This window comes from Hahella sp. CCB-MM4 (assembly GCF_002260525.1).
Lineage (GTDB): Bacteria > Pseudomonadota > Gammaproteobacteria > Pseudomonadales > Oleiphilaceae > Hahella.
The window spans coordinates 17337-39497 of record NZ_MRYI01000020.1 but is presented as its reverse complement, the minus strand read 5'-3'; the positions used below and the strand labels follow the sequence as shown (position 1 = coordinate 39497).

Annotated in this window: 16 protein-coding genes; 13 read left to right on the top strand and 3 right to left on the bottom strand. The window is 50.3% G+C overall.

The features are described from left to right. Window positions 1–323 precede the first annotated feature (323 nt). The 3 genes from rlmD to mazG all read left to right on the top strand — a co-directional run bounded on the left by rlmD (window position 324) and on the right by mazG (window position 5068). The gene (gene rlmD / locus BTA51_RS24870; RefSeq protein WP_094711791.1) at window positions 324–1658 is read left to right on the top strand and encodes a 23S rRNA (uracil(1939)-C(5))-methyltransferase RlmD; all 1335 of its coding nucleotides are present in this window, start codon (window positions 324–326) and stop codon (window positions 1656–1658) included. A 247-nt stretch (window positions 1659–1905) separates the two neighbouring features. Continuing rightward, window positions 1906–4146 carry a GTP diphosphokinase gene (relA, locus tag BTA51_RS24865; protein WP_094711790.1) on the top strand — a complete coding sequence of 747 codons (2241 nt, stop codon included), beginning with the start codon at window positions 1906–1908 and terminating at the stop codon, window positions 4144–4146. Between the two features lie 19 nt (window positions 4147–4165). After that, window positions 4166–5068 carry a nucleoside triphosphate pyrophosphohydrolase gene (gene mazG, locus BTA51_RS24860; protein ID WP_094711789.1) on the top strand — a complete coding sequence of 301 codons (903 nt, stop codon included), beginning with the start codon at window positions 4166–4168 and terminating at the stop codon, window positions 5066–5068. A 63-nt stretch (window positions 5069–5131) separates the two neighbouring features. Here the strand turns inward: mazG and BTA51_RS24855 are convergent, their stop codons facing one another. After that, window positions 5132–5476 carry a type 1 pili tip component gene (locus BTA51_RS24855; RefSeq protein ID WP_094711788.1) on the bottom strand — a complete coding sequence of 115 codons (345 nt, stop codon included), beginning with the start codon at window positions 5474–5476 and terminating at the stop codon, window positions 5132–5134. A gap of 580 nt (window positions 5477–6056) precedes the next feature. Here BTA51_RS24855 and ppc point away from each other — a divergent pair. The 10 genes from ppc to BTA51_RS24805 all read left to right on the top strand — a co-directional run bounded on the left by ppc (window position 6057) and on the right by BTA51_RS24805 (window position 17181). Further along, window positions 6057–8696 carry a phosphoenolpyruvate carboxylase gene (gene ppc, locus BTA51_RS24850; protein WP_094711787.1) on the top strand — a complete coding sequence of 880 codons (2640 nt, stop codon included), beginning with the start codon at window positions 6057–6059 and terminating at the stop codon, window positions 8694–8696. 231 nt (window positions 8697–8927) lie between these two features. Further along, window positions 8928–10319: an HDOD domain-containing protein gene (locus BTA51_RS24845; RefSeq protein ID WP_246841182.1), complete on the top strand. Its 1392-nt coding sequence runs from the start codon at window positions 8928–8930 to the stop codon at window positions 10317–10319. Window positions 10320–10614: 295 nt separating this feature from the next. Beyond that, entirely contained in the window at window positions 10615–11268 is a 654-nt protein-coding gene (gene adk, locus BTA51_RS24840; RefSeq protein ID WP_094711785.1) for an adenylate kinase, read from the top strand. A 77-nt stretch (window positions 11269–11345) separates the two neighbouring features. Beyond that, complete coding sequence (tsaB, locus tag BTA51_RS24835; RefSeq protein ID WP_094711784.1) at window positions 11346–12080, top strand: tRNA (adenosine(37)-N6)-threonylcarbamoyltransferase complex dimerization subunit type 1 TsaB; 735 nt, start codon at window positions 11346–11348, stop codon at window positions 12078–12080. Window positions 12081–12140: 60 nt separating this feature from the next. Next, window positions 12141–12941 carry an undecaprenyl-diphosphate phosphatase gene (locus BTA51_RS24830; RefSeq protein ID WP_094711783.1) on the top strand — a complete coding sequence of 267 codons (801 nt, stop codon included), beginning with the start codon at window positions 12141–12143 and terminating at the stop codon, window positions 12939–12941. 146 nt (window positions 12942–13087) lie between these two features. Then, on the top strand, window positions 13088–13444 hold the full coding sequence (locus tag BTA51_RS24825; RefSeq protein ID WP_094711782.1) for a hypothetical protein: 357 nt from the start codon (window positions 13088–13090) through the stop codon (window positions 13442–13444). After that, window positions 13437–14243 carry a class I SAM-dependent methyltransferase gene (locus BTA51_RS24820; RefSeq protein WP_094711781.1) on the top strand — a complete coding sequence of 269 codons (807 nt, stop codon included), beginning with the start codon at window positions 13437–13439 and terminating at the stop codon, window positions 14241–14243. The genes BTA51_RS24825 and BTA51_RS24820 overlap by 8 nt, the downstream gene beginning before the upstream one ends. A gap of 670 nt (window positions 14244–14913) precedes the next feature. Then, window positions 14914–15813 carry a DMT family transporter gene (locus tag BTA51_RS24815; protein WP_094711780.1) on the top strand — a complete coding sequence of 300 codons (900 nt, stop codon included), beginning with the start codon at window positions 14914–14916 and terminating at the stop codon, window positions 15811–15813. A 127-nt stretch (window positions 15814–15940) separates the two neighbouring features. Continuing rightward, complete coding sequence (locus BTA51_RS24810) at window positions 15941–16489, top strand: cytochrome b (RefSeq protein WP_094711779.1); 549 nt, start codon at window positions 15941–15943, stop codon at window positions 16487–16489. A 116-nt stretch (window positions 16490–16605) separates the two neighbouring features. Further along, on the top strand, window positions 16606–17181 hold the full coding sequence (locus BTA51_RS24805) for a YceI family protein (protein ID WP_094711778.1): 576 nt from the start codon (window positions 16606–16608) through the stop codon (window positions 17179–17181). 46 nt (window positions 17182–17227) lie between these two features. Here the strand turns inward: BTA51_RS24805 and putP are convergent, their stop codons facing one another. Continuing rightward, window positions 17228–18700, bottom strand: coding sequence for a sodium/proline symporter PutP (gene putP, locus BTA51_RS24800; RefSeq protein WP_094711777.1), 1473 nt, complete (start codon window positions 18698–18700; stop codon window positions 17228–17230). A gap of 123 nt (window positions 18701–18823) precedes the next feature. Further along, complete coding sequence (putA, locus tag BTA51_RS24795; RefSeq protein WP_094711776.1) at window positions 18824–22003, bottom strand: bifunctional proline dehydrogenase/L-glutamate gamma-semialdehyde dehydrogenase PutA; 3180 nt, start codon at window positions 22001–22003, stop codon at window positions 18824–18826. Between the last annotated feature and the right edge of the window lie 158 nt (window positions 22004–22161).

Here is a 22161-nt window from a genome sequence, read left to right as displayed (position 1 = left end):
ATGGCTTTTTATGATGAAGCTGATAGCTCCTCATGATGAAGCTGATAGCTCCTCATGATGAAGCTGATAGCTCCTCATGACGAAATTGATAGTTGTTCATGACGAAATTGATAGTTGTTCATGACGAAATTGATAGTACAGTAAATGCCTGATTACCCTCCTTATCTCTAATCTCAGATTCTCTGAGGCCAGGATGTATTGTCCCCGATTCTGCTGTAATTGGGGATTAAGCCTTACACTGCTGGCCTCAGACGACTATAATGCGACACTTTTTTCTTACCTAGACCCCGGTCTTTTGTGAATCAAAGCGAGAGAGAAATCTGATGTCCAGACGCCGTAAAGCCATGCCGACTACCCCGGTAACCTGTGAGATTGAGTCATTGAGTCACGAGGGCCGGGGCGTCGCTCATCTTGACGGCAAGACCCTGTTCGTGGACGGAGCTATGCCTGGGGAAACGGTGACGGCCCGTTATGTGAACAGCAAACGTAAATATGATGAGCTGGCGGTGGATTCCGTATCCAATGAACACCCGCAGAGAGTGACGCCGCCATGCCCTCATGCCCATGTCTGTGGTGGCTGTTCCATGCAGCACGCAAGTCTTGATTTCCAGATCGCACACAAACAGCAGGTATTGCTTGATCACCTGCAACATTTTGGAGCGCTGAAGCCGGAGGAAGTGGTTGCACCTATCGCCAGTCAGAGTGTTGGGTACCGTTCTAAAGCAAGACTCGGGGTTCGTTTTGTGATTAAGCGGGACGAAGTTCTCGTGGGATTCCGTGAGCGCTTCAGTAATTTCCTGACGGCGATAGATTCCTGTCCGGTCTTGATTGAACAGGTGGGCCAGCGCATTCCTGAACTGAAAGCATTGGTCCGCAGCCTGTCCTGTTATCAGAGGATTCCCCAGATAGAAGTAGCCGCTGGCGACAACGTCGTCGCGCTGATTATTCGTCATATGGACCCGCTGACTGAGGAAGATCGGGATAAGCTGATCTCTTTTGCTACAGATACCGGATTGGCGCTTTATTTGCAGCCAAAAGGACCGGATACCGTGCATAAGCTGTGGCCTGCGGATGGTCAGGAGTTACTTGAATACAGTCTGCCTGCCCATCAGTTGAAGTTTGACTTCCACCCGACGGATTTCACTCAGGTAAACCGCGAAATCAATGCAAAAATGCTCGATCAGGCACTGGATTGGCTGGCCCCGGAGAAATCCGATCGGATTCTGGATCTGTTTTGCGGATTGGGTAACTTTACTCTACCGATGGCACGTATATCCGGTCATGTGGTTGGGGTCGAGGGTAGCCAGGCGATGGTGGAGCGGGGATACCACAATGCCGGCAAAAACCAGATAGAAAACGTTGAGTTCCATGCTGCGGATTTACATTTGCCAATGGCTGGCGGCAACGAACACCCGTGGTATGGCGAGTATGACAAGATACTGCTTGATCCTCCCCGCTCAGGAGCAGAGGAAATTGTTAAGTCCATAGGTAGATTTAATGCAGCGAGGATTGTCTACGTTTCCTGTAATCCGGCGACTCTGGCCAGGGATGCCGGAATTCTGGCGCAACAGGGATATAAATTGCTCAAAGCGGGGGTTATGGACATGTTTCCGCATACCACTCATGTGGAGTCCATGGCCTTATTTGAAAGGGGATAAGTCAGACCTCATCACGTGTCGTTGGCAGGGAGTGAGGCTTATTGGCTGAATTTCTCCTGACGGAGAGAGGCACGTAATACCGCTATGCGAATTATAGGCAGGATCGGTAGGCATAAAGATTCCAGGGGTTTAATTCTTGGGCCTGAGGACCCATTTATGCCATTGGGGTTGAAAGAGGAAGGATTCCCAAAGCCACCTGATTCCGTCAACGCTGCTACAATGACCAACAAAAAAGTGAAAGACATTCATGGTTAAAGTTCGCGAAGATTACCCGCTTCTGGAAGATGGTTCGGTTGATATCGACAGCTGGATCGATCGCCTGCAACAACAGGAAAACCTTGAAGACGTGGATGTTCTTCGCCAAGCCTGTGTACTGGCAAAAAATATTGAGTCAGAAGCGGTAAAATCCGGCAATATCTGGTCAGAGAACACAACCAGCTTTGTGACAGGTCTGGAAATGACCCAGATTCTGGCTGAGTTGCAAATGGATACTGCCAGCTTGATCGCGGCAGTGCTTTATCGAGCCGTCAGGGAGGAGAAGCTCAGTCTTGGAGCCGTTGAAAAGGAATTCGGTTCTGAAGTCGTGCACCTCATTTCAGGGGTGTTGCAGATGGCTGCAATATCCAATATCCATCAACCCTATCAAGGTTCGGTGCTGGGGCAAACCCAGACTCAGGTGGATAATATCCGGCGCATGCTGGTCACCATGATTGATGATGTCAGGGTTGCCCTGATTAAGTTGGCGGAGCGCACCTGTGCAATCAGGGACGTCAAAAATGCCAGCTCCGACAAACGTCACCGTGTTGCGCGGGAAGTTTTTGATATCTATGCACCTTTGGCTCATCGGCTCGGTATTGGTTACCTGAAGTGGGAACTGGAGGATCTCTCATTCCGTTATCTTCATGAAACCGCCTATAAGAAAATCGCCAAACAGCTGGACGAACGTCGGGTAGACCGGCAGAAGTTCATTGAGGAGGTTTTGTCAGTCCTTCGCCATGAGTTGGATCAGTACGGTATTAAAGCGGAGTTATCGGGTCGGGCAAAGCATATCTACAGTATCTGGCGAAAGATGCACCGCAAGGGCATCGATTTCTCTCAAATCTACGATATCCGCGCCATCAGAATTTTGGTTCCGTCAGTAAAGGACTGTTATTCGGCGCTAGGGTTGGTGCACTCATTGTGGCGCCATATCCCACATGAATTCGACGACTATGTGGCCAACCCCAAGCAAAACGGTTATCAGTCGCTGCACACTGCCGTGGTAGGGCCTCATGCGAAGGTGATGGAGGTTCAGATCAGAACCCACAAAATGCATGAGGAAGCTGAACTGGGAGTTTGTGCTCACTGGCTGTATAAAGGCACGGATACACAACAGAAGTCCCACGGGTATGAACAGAAGATCGCCTGGTTACGTCAGGTGCTGGAATGGCAGGAAGAGCTTGGGGCAAAAACTTCGGATCTCGTGGAGCAGTGGCGCAATGATATTGTCAGTGATCGCATTTATGTGTTTACCCCTGAAGGGCATGTCATTGACCTGCCATCAGGTTCGACGCCTATAGACTTCGCCTATAAAGTCCATACCGAGGTTGGTCATGCCTGCCGGGGCGCCAAGATCAACGGCAGAATCGTTCCCTTAAACTATGTCCTGAAAACTGGGGATCAGGTGACGATATTGACCTCTGGTCAGGCCAAGCCAAGTCGTGACTGGTTAAATCCGGATCTTGGCTATGCGGCTACGTCACGGGCCAGGGCAAAGATTACGCACTGGTTTAAGCTGCAGGATCGGGATCAGAACATCGAGGATGGCCGCGAGATTCTGCAGGATGTGTTGAAAAGACTGTCCTTGGAAAAAGTTCCCTATGAGGAACTGGCCCAGAAAGTGAACCTGCACTCGGCTGAGGATATGTTTGCATCCATCGGTGCCGGCGATCTCAAACCCATGCAGGTTGCGCACATTGCCCAGAAGATGCTGGAGCCCAAGGAGCATCAGCTTAGTCTTCAGCTGCCAGGTTCGACTGCGGAAACCAGCAAGAGCAGCGATATACACATACTGGGAGTTGGAAACCTTCTAACCCAGATGGCGAATTGTTGTAAGCCGTTACCTGGAGATCCGATCGTTGGTTATATAACGGTTGGTCGTGGCGTCTCGATCCACCGCCAGGACTGTATCAACGCGCTGCAGTTACAATCATCAGAACCTAACCGCATTATAGAAGTCAGTTGGGGTGATACTGAGTTTACCTATCCAGTGGATATTCTGATTGATGCCTATGACCGCTCCGGTCTGTTGCGGGATATAACGATCCTGCTGGCGAATGAAAGGGTCAATGTCACGACGGTTAACACTCAGTCGGATAAAAAACAGAATACGGCCCGTTTGCAATTGACGATTGAGGTTGCTTCTCTCGAATCTCTGGCCAGAGTGCTGGACCGCATACGCCGTCTATCCAACGTCATTGATGTCCGTAGGGCTCATAGCGGGGAATAGCGGAGTGAAGGATGGTGGTATGACTGACGACAGAAACAGTACCAACAAGTATGTTATTGATGATCTTCTCTATCTAATGGACCGGCTGAGAGATCCCGAAGACGGATGTCCCTGGGATCTCAAGCAGAGTTTTAAAACCATTGTTCCCCATACTATTGAAGAAACCTATGAAGTCGTAGATGCCATTGAGCGGCAGGACTGGCCGCACTTGATGGATGAATTGGGCGATCTGCTGTTTCAAGTGGTGTTTTATGCGCGATTGGGAGGGGAGCAGAATTCTTTTCAATGGGACGATATTGTCGATAACGTCGTTCGTAAATTGCTCCGTCGGCATCCACATGTCTTTCCCGAAGGGACTCTTGAAAGCCGGGTAGAGCTCGGTCGAAAAATTACAGAGGCTGAAATCAACGCCAATTGGGACAGGATAAAAGCTGAGGAAAAGCGGCTGGCTTTGCATTCGAATAGTGCAAAGGAAAAGCAACCTGCGTCATTATTGCGCGATGTTCCCGTTGCCTTGCCGGCGATGAGCAGGGCGCTGAAGATACAGAAAAAAGCCTCTAGCGTCGGATTTGACTGGCCTGATGTTGCTCCCGTGTTGGCAAAGGTCCGCGAAGAGTTGGATGAACTTGAGCAGGCTTTGAAGCTTTCAGATTCTGCTAATGTATCCGAATCTGCGTCTGCAACAGAAAGGGACGCCCGACATATTGAAGAGGAATTTGGCGACATCCTCTTTGCTTGTGCCAACCTGGCAAGGTTTATCAAAGTTGATCCTGAAATGGCTCTCCGACGCACGAATGATAAATTTATCAGGCGATTTCAAAGGGTAGAGGCGCTGGCGCAGGAACAAGAAACTCCGTTGACCGAGGCAACGCTGGAGCAGATGGACGGCTTTTGGGAACAGGCCAAGAAAGAAGGAATCTGACCTTTGAGGAGTTATTATCCCGGCACTTAGTGAGGACCGGGATAATATGAAACTGATAACAGCCTAGTTATTGGCTGCTTTAATTTCCTGTTTTAACAAAGAAATATATTTCTTACTGAGATTCAGGAAGCGAGGAGTCGGACCGACATCTTCGTACAGCGGATCGCCCATTTCATCTTCTGCTACAACGGTGTTACCTTCGACGTAAGGGAAGCTGGTTTCCAGCTCGTCAAGGGCAGCAGAGATCAGTTCACGGATAATATCTTCCTGCTGGCGCTTTGGGTACATCTCCGCCAAAGCGGCAATTCTTGCAGCGTCTTCAAGTTCCAGTTTCAGGTTGTATTCTTTGTGCGTAAGCCGGGCTTTAGCGTTGGATTCCCACTCTCTCACCAGAGTGCTGATTTTCATGACGAGTACCTCGTATCAACAGCTGATCCATGACGAATAATATCCTTATGCTTTTTAGTTTAGGCAGTGGTCAGCCGGGTCTCCATACGCGCATGTACCTAAAATCCCGGGTAGCTGTAAGTACCAAAACGCTGCTTTCCGTGATGGCGATTTTCATCCCAATGCTCATTGAGATAAGCCTGTTATAAGTCTAGTAGCAAACCTGGGGCCAGCCAGCCTGAATCTGTATTAATTGGTGCGGAATTTGTTAAGTACAGTAAGTGCTGGGAGCGTATTCCTGCCACGATCGATCAGCAAGCTGCCGGTAATGATCTGCAAATTTCCACCCTTTAAGGTTTGCCGGTGAGCGGGTGGTGTGAGTGGAAATTTGTCATAAACATCTTAATAGCAAGAAGTTACTGAATTCTTTATCCTGTTGTTTATCCGTCGCGAGTTGTCTCAAATTGATTCCGGGATTTGCACTATTCCGGGTCTCTGCACAAGGCTGTGAAGGTACGTTTTTTCCATCTCACAGATTCAGAGTCTGAGTTCAGCTATAACATGTGACATTTGGCGTTATTCATCATCAGGCAGGTTTAATATGACGAAGGAACTACATCCGGATTTACGTGAGAACGTCCGTCTAATGGGGGAGTTGCTGGGGCAAAGTATTCGTCACCATCTCGGCAATGAGATGTTTGAAAAGATTGAGAAAATTCGAATGGCGGCAAAAGCCGATCGCCGCTCGGATTCCAATCAGAGGAAACAGTTAAAGGATGTGCTCGCAAGTCTGTCGGATGATGAGCTCGTTCCGGTCGCCAGGGCATTTAACCAGTTTCTGAACCTGGCTAATATAGCAGAGCAGTATCACACGGTTCGTCGGAGGGCTCCAAAGGACGAGCTGGTTCACAATCGAATCGATACGCTGGAAGTTGTCTTTGATCGACTAATAGGTAAAGGCCTGAGTAGCGAAGATATTGTCAAGCAACTGCAGGATATGTCGGTGGAATTCGTATTGACTGCCCACCCGACAGAAATCACCCGACGTACGCTGATTCAGAAATACGACATGATTGCCGAAACACTGCAAGCGCTCGATCGGGATGACCTTCTCGATTCTGAGTACGAATCGTTGGTGGCAACGTTGCGTCGCCTGATTGCTGAAGCGTGGCATACTGATGAAATCCGCTACGAACGTCCCACTGCCGTGGATGAGGCCAAGTGGGGATTTGCGGTCATAGAAAATTCATTATGGTGCGCGGTTCCGACGTTTATGCGACAAATGGAAAAAGCGCTTAAGGTCCATGCTGGCGTGAACCTGCCCCTGGACGTTGCCCCGATTCGAATTGCTTCATGGATGGGCGGGGACCGGGACGGCAATCCCAATGTCACTTCGGAAGTTACGCGGGAGGTTCTGACATTGAGTCGCTGGATGGCGGCGGACCTCTATTTGCGCGACATCACAAGGCTGCGTTCAGAACTCTCGATGACAGCCTGTAATGGTGAAATTGCGCGGGCGTCAGGGCAGGCCAGAGAGCCATATAGAAAGGTACTGGCAAAGCTGCGCGAGCGCCTCCAAGCAACCCGGGACTGGGCGAGTGATTTTCCTCCGCAGAACCCTTCCGGGGAAGTCTTGCTGGAAAACAGAGAACTCATGGAACCATTGATGATGTGTTATCGCTCATTAATGGATTGTGGTATGGAGTCGATTGCCAACGGGCCTTTGCTGGATGTGATTCGTCGCGCTCAGTGTTTTGGTCTGCAGCTGGTACGACTGGATATTCGACAGGACTCGGATAGGCATGCCGATGTGTTCAAGGAATTATGTCACTACCTGGAGCTGGGAGACTACGCATCCTGGACTGAAGAACAGCGTCAGCAGTTTCTGGTAGGGGAGCTGCAAGGGAGGCGCCCATTGATTCCCACAGACTGGCAGCCTAGCCCGGAAGTGGCAGAAGTTCTGGCAACCTGTAAAGTAGTGGCCAACCAGCCAGCAGAAGGTCTGGGATCATATGTTATTTCCATGGCACGAGCGCCATCGGATGTACTGGCTGTTATTTTGCTGTTGCGTGAGTGCGGTATGCGCCACCCTATGCCGGTTGTGCCATTGTTTGAAACGCTGAATGATCTGGAGAATGCGGCAGAGAGTATCGATAAACTGCTCTCCAACAGCTGGTATAGAGGGTATACCGGTGGAGTGCAGGAAGTCATGATCGGCTATTCGGATTCAGCCAAGGATGCGGGGCAGATGGCGGCAGCCTGGGCGCAGTATCAGGCGCAGGAAGCATTGGTTGATGTAGCCGGCAAGCATCAGGTAAAACTGACACTGTTTCATGGTCGTGGAGGGACTGTCGGTCGAGGCGGCGGTCCTGCCAACCGGGCCATACTTTCCCAGCCTCCCGGCTCAGTGAATGGTAGTTTCAGGATCACTGAACAAGGGGAGATGATCCGCTTTAAGTTTGGCCAGCCAAAAGTAGCAGAGCAGAATCTTCACTTATACCTTGGAGCTGTATTGGAGGCATCGATGACACCTCCGCCTAAACCTCTGCCAGCATGGAGGCAGATGATGAGTGATCTGGCAGGTGTTGCTGTGGAGTCATATCGAGGTGTGGTTCGCGGGCATGAGCATTTTGTCGAATATTTTCGCTCCGCTACCCCGGAACAGGAGCTTGGTAAGCTTGCATTGGGAAGCCGTCCGGCTCGTCGCAAGTCTACAGGAGGCGTTGAAAGCCTGCGTGCTATTCCATGGATATTTGCGTGGACCCAGATGCGCCTGATGTTACCGGCCTGGCTGGGGAGTGATGAGGCTCTATCCAAGGCTGTTGAACAGGGAAAAAGCGAGCTGTTGCAGGAAATGCTGGATAAATGGCCATTCTTTGAGACCCACATCGATATGCTGGAAATGGTGCTGTCCAAGGTTGATCCGGACATTGCCAGTTATTACGAGGAACGGCTGGTGCGCCCTGAATTGCATTCGCTCGGGGCTGCGTTGAGAGCGCGGGCGAGGGAAGTGGTGGAATTGATTAACAGGCTCAAGCATCAGGATGAGCTGCTTCGGGATAACCCTGTGTTCCAACAATCCTTGAAAGTCCGAAATCCATACACTGACCCATTGCACTTCCTTCAGGTCGAATTGCTGGTCCGAGACCGGGCGGAAGGGGAAACCAACAAAGAAACCGTTGAGCGGGGCTTGAAAGTATCCATGGCCGGTGTGGCGGCAGGAATGCGTAACACAGGATAAATCCTGCTAATTCAAGGCAATAGATTAGCAGGGTTGTAGGGGTTACAAAAAGGCTACAAGCGGTAAACTACCTTTACCCCAACATGTGACGCTATTGGCACTGTAAAGAAATCTACAGCGACTAAACTTAATGGTAGGGAGCCTGTGGCTGAGTTTTATAGTCAGGTTTGAACGGCTGCAGGCCCTCCAAGCAAAGTGAGTTTATCGACGTAGTTCAGGAGAGTACCAGCAGTGCCAGTCGCTTCCCGAGTCATGCAGTATCTTAATCGTCAGGGGTTGTCTTACCAGCAGCTCCACCATGACCGGGTCGGCACATTGGAAGCTGCCATCGAGGCAGCAAAAGTCGTTCAGGATGAAGTGGCCGTTGCTGAAATTCTGGTGGATGCCAAGGGAGTGGTCATGTCGATCACGCCTTTAGGCAAAAAGATGGACCTGGAACGTCTGAATCAAATGACCCGCCGCAATTTGCAGCGTATTGCCCAGCATCAGGCAGACAGGCTGTTCAAGGATTGTGAGCCGGGGTCGCACCCGCCCGTTGCCAAAGCCTATGGCGTTCATGCGGTATGTGACGAAACACTGTTCAGCAAGCAGCAGATATATATTCAGTCTGGTAGTCACACGACATTATTACGCTTATCCCGAGACTGTTTTCAGCAGATGATGGGCAGTGCTCTTAAAATGAGTGCTTGTGTTTGCACTAAGGAATACAAAGAAACTCCGGATGAAAAAGCTGAAGCTGCCTGTGCATCTTTCGATATCAAAGAGCGGCTGAATAAGCTTTATCGCCTGCCGCCAATGCCGACAGTCGCAGCGAGAATTCTGCAGATCACTCAGGATATTGATGCTTCTGTGGATGATTTGGCTCGAATTATCGAGCAGGACCCAAGTTTGACTGCCCAGGTGTTACGCCAGGCCGGCTCTGCTCTCTATGGCTATCGCGGTGAAATTAAAACCATCAAAGATGCCGTCGCCCGAGTACTTGGGTTTGAGCGGGTCAGTCAGATTGCGCTTTCCATTGCTGCGAGTAAGGCATTTGACCTGCCCAAAGATGGCCCTCTTGGACTGAGAAATTTCTGGAAGCATGCGATGCATTGTTCATTGCTTGTTCAAAGGTTGGCCTTCCACGTGCCTGATAAGCGTGTGGATCCGGGTATGGCGTATCTTGCCGGCCTGCTACACAACTTTGGATTATTGTTACTCGGTCATTTGTTCAAGCCCGAATTCGGTATGCTCAATAAACTGGCAGCATCTGAGCCCTTTACGGAACTCGCAACACTGGAAAAACAGGTGTTGGGTATGGGAAGTGCTAAAGAGCTGGTAGGGGTAGGACATGGACAGCTGGGATCTGTTTTGCTGGAAAAATGGCAGTTGCCGGAAGAAGTCTGTGCCACAGCCGCACATCATCAGGAAAAGGATTATGAAGGTGAGTTCCAGGATTACGTGGCCCTGATCCAGTTGGCGAACTGCCTTTTAAAAGAGCTGGAGCTGGGGGATGATCTGATGCCGGACGATCCGTTAGTGTATACACGGCGTCTGGGAATGGATGCAGATATTACGTTTGAAGTATTTGAGCAATTGAAACAGTCAAGTGCTGCACTGACCGATCTGGCTGCAGGGATGTGATTTTCTGTCAGCAAACCCTTTCTTTTCTGCCCATAATTTTTTTGAATGACGGGAATTTGGTACAAGGCTTCAGCTTGCCCGCCGATATCCGTATAATCCCTTCCTTTGCGACGTAAGTCCCCTATGTTCCCACCCGAAATACGGGTGAAATAGTGGCTTTGGTTGGCTCACTGCGGGTCCCACCATGCCGGCAATACCACAATAACAATATCAACGGTAGTCGTCGGCCAGTCTGGCGGATCTCGCCCTGGACTGTGCAAACAAACGATAATTTCTGATTAGGAGTGTATTTGGTATGAGAGTCATATTATTGGGTGCCCCAGGCGCTGGTAAGGGCACACAAGCTCAAAATATCATGAAAAAATACGGTATTCCGCAAATCTCTACCGGAGATATGTTGCGCGCAGCAGTGAAAGCCGGTTCACCACTAGGGCTTAAAGTCAAAGAAGTGATGGCTTCCGGCGGCCTGGTGTCTGATGAAACGATTATTGCTCTGGTTAAAGACCGTATCCAGGAGTCAGACTGCGCCAAGGGCTTCCTGTTTGATGGCTTCCCTCGCACCATTCCTCAGGCTGAAGCTCTGAAGGAAGCGGGTGTGAAAATTGACTATGTGGTGGAAATCGCTGTTGACGATGAAGAGATCGTCAGCCGTTTGAGTGGCCGTCGTGTACATGAGCACAGTGGTCGTGTATACCACGTCGAGCACAACCCACCTCAGCAGGAAGGCAAAGATGATGTTACCGGAGAGCCTCTGATCCAGCGTGAAGATGATAAAGAAGAGACTGTCCGTAAGCGCTTGGAAGTCTATCATTCTCAGACGGCACCATTAGTTGATTATTATCAGGACTGGACTGCTCAGGATCCTGCTTCCGCACCTACATACTTCCGTGTAGAAGGGGTGGGAACAGTAGACGAGATTCGTGAGAAAGTGTTTGAAGGTCTATCCTGATAGATACTGTTAGAAATAAGTAAATTGGCGCCACAAAATAAGTGGCGCCTGATTGAAATCCTACCCAGAAAATCCTGATGCCTCATATCCTTGCTCTGGATACCTCTACCGATGCCTGCTCAGTTGCGGTGGTAACTGAATCCAGGACTGTCGAACGTTATACGCTTGAACCAAGATCCCATGCCCGCCTTGGGTTACCTATGGTGGATGAAGTGCTGACGGAGGCGGGAATAACATTGTCAGACGTTGATGCCATTGCCTTTGGCAGAGGCCCGGGTTCATTCACAGGGTTGAGAATTGCCGCAGGGTTGGCTCAGGGGCTGGCTTTTTCAAGGCAATTGCCTGTGGTACCCGTGAGCACACTGGAGGCAATGGCTTCAGGGCTCCTGGTGGCCAAACCTGAAGTGTTCAAGGCAGAGTCGGGAAATGCCGATCCATCGACCGGCGAAAGATGGATATTGTCTCTGCTTGATGCACGGATGAATGAAGTTTATGCAGCCTGGTATCGAGTAGTGAATGGTTCTGTTGAACTGGTGGGCGAAGAGAAAGTTATTCCTCCCTCAATGCTGGAGTTACCCTCGGCAGACATCAGCACTATAGCTGTAGGCAGCGGCCTGAATTATTTTAAAGAATTTCCCATCGATACCCAGAAATCCATTGCGATTCAGGATTCTGATTGGTACCCAAGAGCGGCTTCAGTCGGAAAGCTGGCGTTGAGCTACTTTGCCGAAGGCAGAGTAGTGACACCGGCTGATGCGCAGCCCGTTTATCTCCGGGATGAAGTTACCTGGAAAAAATTGCCGGGACGCTGATATCCAAGTCCCTGATCTCGTTAGCATATAGATGTTATTTGTTCCCATTAAGGAAATTGCATGTCTTGGTTAGAAATTGTGGTACTGGCCCTTATCCAGGGATTGACGGAGTTTTTACCTATATCGAGTTCAGCCCACCTTATTCTCCCTTCACAAATTCTGGGATGGGAAGATCAGGGGTTGCTGTTTGATGTTGCCGTTCATGTCGGTACTTTAATTGCGGTAATGCTGTATTTTCGTCAGGACATTTTTAAATTGGTGAGTGCATGGCTTCGACAAGTCACAGGGCGGGGAGGATCTCAGGAGGCTCGTCTGGCCTGGTTTGTCATACTTGGAACCATTCCCGCAGGTCTGGCCGGTCTGCTTGGGTCACACTGGATCGAGGAAAACCTTCGTTCGGCGCTGGTCATTGCCCTCGCGACTATTGGGTTTGGCGTTCTCCTTGGGGTGGCTGACCGTAAAACAGGTACTCGCGATATGCTGCAATTGTCGCTCAAGGATGCACTGGTCATTGGTTTTTCCCAGGCCCTGGCTTTGATTCCTGGGACCTCTCGTTCAGGTATTACCATGACTGCGGCGCTGTTTCTCGGGCTGAATCGTGATACTGCTGCCCGTTATTCATTTCTCCTGTCTATACCTCTGATTATGGCGGCGGGGCTTTTGAAGGGGCTGGAGCTGGCTGAAACCGGAACTGATTCTGAGTTTACAGTAGTCGCGGTTGCGACGGCTTTATCAGCAATCAGTGCCTATGCCTGTATTCATCTATTTCTGAAATTTCTGGAAAAACTAAGCTTCATGCCATTCGTCATATACCGGCTTTTGCTTGGGGTGTTATTGCTGGGATGGCTGGCGTTCAACTGATATCCGGGCGGATACTTTTTACAAAAGTTGACTATACTTTGTCCCAATTAAGGTGTTTATTTTGAGGTTAAGCCCGAACCTGGGCTGATTGAATTTAATCCCTTAATTTCAGGAGAGCTGGCAGCGAGGACAGTGGCTGGAAATCTATGATCAGTGGAATTGGCAGTTCATTACCGTTGCTTCCCCAGAGCCGTCGGGACGTTACTGAGAATACTCAGGAACAACGACGTGAGCTGCAGCAGCGTTCTGCTTCCGCTGACGCAGAGAGAGCGGCCGCGCTCGAAGCTGATGCCAATGCCGCGGAGCAGGTTCTGTCTCAGCCTGAGGTCCGTCGAGCTGAAGCTCTTCAGGGCGTGGAGGAAAACCGTTTTCGGCGACAGCGTGAACAGGATGAACTTCCGCTAGGAAATCAGCAGGCATTGAACTTGTACCAATCCAACCAATCTACCCTGGCGCAGGACAAGGACACTGGAGAGTTAGTAGGGATTGACGTCTTTGTCTGATCTACCGCCGCCAAACCAGGTACCCCCTTTTTATGTAACCGCCAGTGCTCCAGAACGTGGGGAGGATGCTGCTGCATTTGCCACTGAGCATGGTTACCTCTATGTCCCATACGACCAGCTCCCGCAACCCTCCAATGATCCCGTCTATGTGATGGATTATGGGGCTGAGGCTACCGCTTTATTGAGCTGGTATCGAAAGGCTCCTGGTCCTGTGCACGTGGATTTTGTCAGCGGCGCGCTGGAGCATCGACGACAGCATGGTGGTGGACGTGGGGAGATGATTGCCAAAGCGGTAGGTCTTAAGGGGGAGGTAAAGTCCCTGCACATTCTTGATGCCACGGCTGGTCTTGGACGGGACGCTTTTGTGCTGGCGGCTCTTGGTTGTCGAGTGGATATGTTTGAGAGACATCCTGTGGTTTATTGTCTATTGAAAGATGGCATGAAACGGGCGCTGGAATCGGGACATATGGAGACGGTAGAAGTTGTGGGTCGAATGTCGTTGCATTTCGGAATGACTGACTGGAATACCCAAGCAGATGTGATCTATCTGGATCCGATGTTCCCTGAGCGACAGAAAACCAGTCTGGTAAAAAAGGAAATGAGGGTGTTCAAAGATTTGGTAGGAAGTGATTCTGATAGTGATTCATTGCTTCCTTATGCCCTTGCCGCGCCGGTAAAAAGAGTCGTGGTGAAGCGCCCAAAACCCGCTCCGTTTCTGGCAGACAAGAAGCCTACCATGCAAATCACCGGAAAGAGTGGAAGGTTCGATATCTACACAATTAAGAGTCTGCTGAAATAGTTGAAACTCGAAGGGTTTGGTGTAGGGGGGCTAATGTTTGAGAAGAGCTTGGGTGTTTGGGAATCGATTGGGTAGTTGGGGATAGGCAGGGGGAGTGTTAATTAGGCTTCACTCTTTGGCGAAGACATCCTGTGGTAGTCCTTTTGATTTCCGCAGGCTCTGGTGGCCTTGGTTGACGGTAATCTGGATGATCGTCCTTGCAGTCGTCTTTCGCCTCAAGTGAAACTGACTCTACGCACGTGTAAAAAACAAATCGCTGAGTCGTCGGCAGTTAAAAATTAGTTGTTGCTTGGAACAACGATATCTTCGTCAAATTGATTTTCCATTGTGCTTCTCCTCTTGTTGAGCTGTATACAATATAGCCAATGCCGTAAATTAAATCTTTACGTAAATTCCCGTATCTAGACTATTGTATTAATTGATATTTTATGCTTATTGAATAATTTCGACCAAAGTTTAAGAAGCCCATACAGGTGGAATGCGGTCTAATGTCGAGCTGCTGACGCCTGCTACGTCTACTGTTCAATCCCGACGAATATCAACGTTGCAAACTGACTGCAAATTGGCCGAGCTATTCTGATCGGTCCCGATGCCCATCTGTCGGCGAGGCATCAATTATCCAAATATCTACAAGGACGAAAATCAGTATGAAGTATAGAGAGTGTCCCCGATGAATCCGTCAGATTTATTGCTGGTGTTGGTGGCGAATTTTGCCTGGGGGTTTAATTTCATAGCGGGTAAGGAAGGCGCAACGCATTTTCAACCTTTGTTCTTTACGGCGATTCGCTTTGCCTTTCTGCTGATAATTATGTTGCCGTGGCTGAAGCCTGCACCGGGTGTGATGAAGCCATTGCTCCGGGTGGCTCTCCTGCTGGGAGTATTTCATTTCGGGATGATATTTATGGGGTTGAATGCAGGGGGCAACATCGCCTCTGTTGCTATTGCAACCCAGCTTTATGTGCCTTTTTCCGCCATTCTCGCGACTATTTTCCTCCGTGAAAAGTTGTCTTTTGTACGACTGCTGGCAATTGTTATTGCTTTGGCCGGGGTTATGCTCATTGGCTTCGATCCCATTGTATTCGATCATCTGGATGCTTTGTTCTGGGTTGCCGGAGCGGCTTTTGTGATGGCAGTTGCGACCATTCTGATGAGGCAATGTCCGAATCTGGGGGTGTTCCGTCTTCAGGCCTGGATCGCGCTTGTTGCGACCCCTTCGCTCTTGCTCTTATCACTGATATTTGAATCCGGACAATGGGAGACCCTGCGTCACTCTCAGTTGTCGGATTTCTGGACGCCTGTATATTCCGCTATTGGTGCGTCCGTTATCGGTCATGGGATTGTTTACTATCTGGTAGGGCGATATCCCGTTTCCCTGGTGACCCCCATGCTTCTTCTGGCTCCCATACTGGCCACCATTTTTGGAATATTCTGGTTTGATGATGTATTGGGATGGAAACTGATAGTGGGAGGAATGCTAACGCTTGTGGGAATTACCCTGGTTTCAGTCAATATTAAATACTTGCGACGAATCTGGGCTGGGAAGCAATACATCGAGGATTCGAAAATTTAGAAAGCTAAGTGACAAAAAAGTTACTTTTTTTACGAATTATTATCGATTTAAATACGCTGAAAATGAGGCTGCTTCTGGTCAGTGAAGAACTCATTGATAATTGGTATCAGAATTTCAGGTATAGGTAATGATAAAGAACTCTTCCAAAGGATACGGTTGGCTTACCATTTTGATCCATTGGATTTTTGCCCTGGCAGTCTTTGGGCTATTTGGCCTGGGTGTCTATATGGTGGAACTTTCCTACTATGACCCCTGGTATCACGATGCTCCGGAAATTCATAAGAGTATTGGAATGATACTCATTTTCCTTATCGCTTTCCGTTTGATTTGGCGCTGGTTTAATCCACGTCCGGAAGCTTTGTCCTCATTATCCTCAATGGAGAAGCATGCCAGTGAGTGGGCACACCGTGGGCTGTATCTCATCATCGTTGTGACCTTATTGGTGGGTTATGTCATCCCGACAGCGGAAGGCCGTGCTGTCAGCGTATTCGGCTGGTTTGAAGTGCCTGCGTTATTCCCAACCATTGACGGTATGGCTGACATAGCGGGGGAAATTCACGAATGGATGGCATGGACTCTTGTCATTCTCGCGGTAGTCCACGGACTGGCTGCACTCAAGCATCATTTCATTGACAAAGATAAGACTCTCGTACGGATGCTTCGTCCGGAAAAATAGAGTTTGCCTGAATTCGATCGATGTTGTTTGTCTGGGTTGGGGCGGCGTCGATAAGCTCAATAACCCAATCCATCTGAATTGCCAAATATATTGTGAAACACAAAGGAGAATGATTAATGAAGAAGTTGCTGATGGCTGCAGTGTTCACTGGAACCAGCCTGGTTAATACATTGGCGTTTGCCGAAGACTATAAGTTTGATACTCAAGGGCAGCATGCCTTTATTCAATTTAAGGTGAGTCACCTGGGGTTCAGCTATATCGTCGGGAATTTCAACGATTTTGAAGGTACTTTCAGCTTTGATGAGAGCAATCCTGCCGCTTCCAAAGTCAATGTAACCATTGATACCAGCAGTGTTGATACAAACCATGCGGAGCGGGACAAGCACCTGCGCAGTGCTGACTTCTTGCTGGTGGACAAATTCCCTGAAGCGACATTTGTCAGCAAATCCGTCAAGCCTGTGGGGGATGGCAAGGCGCAAATCGTTGGTGACTTCACTCTGCGTGGTGTCACCAAAGAAGTTGTGATTGACGCTACCCGTATCGGTGGTGGAGAGGATCCATGGGGCGGTGTGCGTCAGGGCTTCGAAGGTTCAACAAAGCTGGCGCTTAAAGATTTTGGAATTCCCAAGAATCTTGGCCCTGCAACTCAGGAAGTCGAAATTTATATGTCGTTTGAAGGCGTTCGCATGTAATGCGAGAGTGAAAAAGAGCCCGGCGTGAGCCGGGCTAAACCGAAGGTTAACCTACTGCTTCATCAAACTGTTTCTGAATACTGTGTGAAGGCTCTCCCGTCGCCATGGAAACTCCAATAATGGCGATTGTTGCCAGGATAAATCCTGGGATGATTTCATACAGATCGAAAACTCCGCCGCTAAGCTGTTTCCAGACCACAACTGTAATCCCCCCAACGATAACGCCAGCCAGGGCACCGTTCCGGTTCATTCGTTTCCAGAACAATGAAAGGATCAAAGCGGGTCCAAATGCCGCTCCAAAGCCGGCCCAGGCATAGCTGACCATTCCGAGTACCTTGCTTTCTGGATCCATGGCAATCATTGTTGCAATCAAGGCAATCCCAATGACCGCGGCGCGTCCGACCATGACCAGTTCCTTCTGCGTTGCTTTTTTGCGGAACATGGCTTTGTAGAAATCTTCTGCCAGGGCAGAGGAAGAAACCAATAACTGAGAATCCGCTGTACTCATGACGGCTGCCAGAATGGCTGCCAGAAGGATACCCGCCATTACCGGATGGAATAGGGCATTGATCAGGAGCATGAATGCTTTCTCTGAGTCTTCCAGAGGTGCGTCAAAGAAGGCGATCGCTGCGAAGCCACAGGCCACTGAGCCAATAAGGGATAAAGCCGTCCAGCTGACAGCAATGCGACGTGCAGCAGGAATATCATTCTCGGAACGGATCGCTTTGAAACGGGCCAGAATATGTGGCTGGCCAAAGTAACCCAGGCCCCAGCCAAGCAGGGAAAGGATGGCGATGATGCCCAATGGCTCACCGGAGCTGTTGGTCCAGACATCCATAAGTGCTGTGTTCTTGGCTGCCATGGCAGTGTTGGCAGCGGCCCAGCCGCCCTCGGAGCTCAAGGCGATGACGGGGACGATAACCAAAGCGGCTGCCATCAGGAGACCCTGTACAACATCTGTCCAGCTAACGGCCAGAAATCCGCCAAACAATGTGTAGGAAACAACGGCCAGTGCACCTGCAACTACGGCAATGTGATAGTCCAGGCCGAAAACGGTTTCGAACAGCTTGCCTCCGGCAACAAGGCCGGAACTTGTGTAGAACAGGAAGAATAACAGGATGAAAAAGGCAGAAATAACGCGAAGTGCGTGGCTGTGATCTTCGAAACGGTTCTCAAGAAACTCGGGAATGGTTAGCGAGTCACCGGCGACTTTGGTGTAAATACGCAGACGACGTGCAACAATTAGCCAGTTCAGCCAGGTGCCGACCAACAGGCCGATAGCAATCCAGCTGGCTTCATAACCAGCAGCATAGGCGTAACCGGGAAGGCCGAGTAACAACCATCCACTCATATCTGAGGCACCGGCACTTAACGCCGAAGGAAAGGGGCCCAGGTTACGACCGCCAAGAATATAGTCAGACATATCCTGCGTTCGCAGATACGCCCAGAGTCCGATTGCCAACATGGCAATCAAATACACCATGAAGGTCATCCCCACGGCAAATTGATTTTCTATCATTCGAAGTACTCCTCGATCGATCTTTTTGTTGTTTTAAGTTAGGTGGTACGCTTGTGCCTTATTGTAAGAAGTGATGGCATATAGCCCCTGAAGCCCAGTGATAGGGCTTCAGGGGCTGAAGGATCAAACGTGTTCCACCCCTAAAGACAGCAGAGTGGCATTGCCGCCGACAGCTGTCGTGTTGATGGTTCGAGTCCTTTCATTGGTGAAGCGATGGAGGTAATGCGGACCTCCGGCTTTTGGCCCGGTGCCTGACAGGCCCCGGCCGCCAAATGGTTGAACACCTACCACAGCACCAATCTGGTTGCGGTTGATATAGGTGTTGCCGACTTTGACATTCTTTTCGATGTACAAAGCGGTGGATTCATTGCGTGAGTGAATTCCCAGTGTCAGGCCGAATCCTGTATCGTTGATACTCTTAATAACGTTATCCAGCTCGGCAGCGTTATAACGAACGATATGCAGGATGGGGCCGAACTGTTCTTCAGTCAGTTCCTCAATGCCGTTGATCTCAAAGGCTGAGGGAGGAACAAAATAACCCTGATCCGAGTTTTCCGGCAGGTTGGCCCGGCTCTGCCACTTGGAGGACTGAGACAGCTTGCGAATGTGGTTGATCAGTTTGGTCTGGGCTTCCGCATCGATGACAGGGCCTACATCAGTCTTCAATAATCCGGGCTCGCCCACCTTCAATTCCTGCATAGCGCCGCTCAGAAGTTCCATGATGTTGTCGGCAATGTCCTGTTGGACGAACAACACACGAAGCGCGGAACAGCGCTGGCCCGCACTGGCAAAGGCTGACTGTACAACGTCTTTGACGACCTGCTCCGGCAGTGCCGTGCTGTCGACGATCATGGCGTTTTGCCCACCGGTCTCAGCGATCAATGTGCCAATAGCGCCGTCCCGGGCAGCCATGGTGCGATTGATCGCATGGGCTGTCTGGGTGGAGCCGGTGAAGGCAACTCCAGCAACACGTGGATCTGAAATCAGGTCCGGGCCGATTTTGGCGCCGTCACCTGGGAGAAACTGCAGTGCTTCTTTTGGCAGACCGGCTTCAAACAACAATTGTACGGCGCGATGAGCAACCAGCGTGGTTTGTTCTGCTGGCTTGGCAATAACCGCGTTTCCGGCAACCAGGGCTGCGACCATTTGGCCGGTGAAAATTGCCAGTGGGAAGTTCCAGGGGCTGATGCAGACAAAAATTCCGCGGCCTTCCAGGTACAATTCATTGGATTCTCCGGTTGGTCCCGGCAGAACTGTCGGTTTGGTCATTTCCCGCCGAGCCTGCTGCGCGTAGTAACGACAGAAATCTACGGCTTCCCGAATCTCGTCAATGCTGTCCTGCATGGTTTTACCCGCTTCCCGGCAGCAGAGTGACATTATTTCGGCAAAGTTGGCTTCCAGCTTATCCGCGAAAGCTTCAATGATAGCGGCGCGTTTTTCCGCTGGGGTGTCGTTCCACAGTGGGAAGCCTTTTTCTGCGCTGTCCAACGCCGCTTTGAGATGTTGCTGTCCGCTCCATAAAACCGTTCCTACAGACTGGTTCCGATTGTATGGGCTGACGATGGTCTCACCGGCACCTTCGCTGTCGGCTTGTCCGTTGATGATCGGGGTGGCATGCCATTGGGTGTTATCCCAGAGCCGGATTTCTTCTTGCAAGGGCTGATATTGTTGTTCCACGAATAAGTTCACTCCTGCCGAGTTGGGACGGTCTGGATAGATATTTCCAGGTAAGGGAATTCTGTTGTTGTACAAATGGGTAAACTTTTGCAGCTCGATGGCCGGATGGTGGACCAGACTCGAAATCGGAGTTGCAGCGTCCACCAGACGGTGCACAAATGAAGAGTTGGCTCCATTTTCCAGCAGGCGTCTGACCAGATAAGGCAGCAGGTCCTTATGGGCTCCTACCGGCGCATAAATACGGACGGTATAGTTGTAGTCAGTCAGAATCGTCTTATACAGGGCATCTCCCATACCGTGCAGGCGCTGGAATTCAAAAGGCCTGTTGGGCGATTGCTTGGCATAATGCAGTACACATGCCGCGGTGTGGGCATTGTGTGTGGCAAACTGGGGATAGATGCGACCAACAGTCTGCTGGCTGAACAGATATTTCATGCAAGCAAGGTAGGATACATCGGTAGCTTCCTTGCGGGTGAAGACCGGGTAGCCGGACAAGCCTTTCTGCTGGCACAGTTTGATTTCGCTGTCCCAATAAGCGCCTTTCACCAGACGTACGGGAATCACGTCTCCCTGTTCACCTGCCAAAGCCGTCAGCCATATCAGAACCGGCAGTGCACGCTTTGAGTAAGCCTGGACAACAAGCCCGAGCTGTCCCCAGCCCTGGTTCACGGAGGAGCGATAGAGCTTCTCGAACAACCGCAATGACAGTTCCAGGCGGTCCATTTCCTCAGCGTCTATCGTGATACTGACGTTCTGCTCACGGGCAAACTTCAGTAACTCCAGTACGGTGTTGTACAGCTCTGTCTGAACCCGGGATTCCTGTGCCTGCTCATAGCGGGGGTGGAGGGCAGATAGTTTGATTGAAATACTGGAGGAGCCAGGCTTCTGTGAGTTGGACGGATCTGCACCAACGGCAGCAATCGCCTGCTTGTAGGAATCAAAATAGCGTTTGGCGTCGTGATCTGTGAGAGCAGCTTCGCCCAGCATGTCGAATGAATAGCTGTAGCCTTTGCTGCGGTATTTGTTACCGTTGTCGAGCGCTTCCTGAATGTCACGGCCAAGCACAAACTGCTTACCCATGATTTTCATTGCCTGGTGCATGGCGGCCCGGATGACGGGCTCCCCACTACGCTTTACCAAACGGTTCAGGACATTTGCCGGGCGGCCGTCAATTTGACGATCGAGTTTGACCACTTTGCCTGTCAGCAACAGTCCCCATGTGGAAGCATTGACCAGAGTGGATTCACTCTTACCCATATGCCTTTCCCAGTCTGCACCGGAAAGCCTGTCTTCAATCAGGGCGTCAGCGGTTTTCTTATCCGGTACACGCATCAAGGCTTCCGCAAGACACATCAGCAAGATGCCTTCCTGAGTATCCAGGCTGTATTCCTGTAACAGGGCATCGACCATGTGAACGGAATCGTCCTGTTTACGGACGTTCTCAATCAACCGCGTCGCTACCTCTGTAATCTGGCCGATGCCGTCAGCATCAGGTTGGGCCAGGGGGAGGAGTTCCTTCAGATAGGCGGTTTCATCAACGGCATAATTGACGGTGATGTGCTGCCAGAGTTGGTCCAGGGGTTGATTTGGTAAGTCTTCAGCGAGAGCGCTGGACGCCTTGAACATAGATGGATTTCCTCCGTCCAAAGCTCGACATGGGGTGGCACATGGCCTCGGAGTTGTCGAACAATTGTTGTTGTTAATGACAAGTTTGTGACCGGCATCGAATGGCCGCCGGGCAACGTGAGATACTGTAGATAAATCTAGCGCGAGACGAATTACAC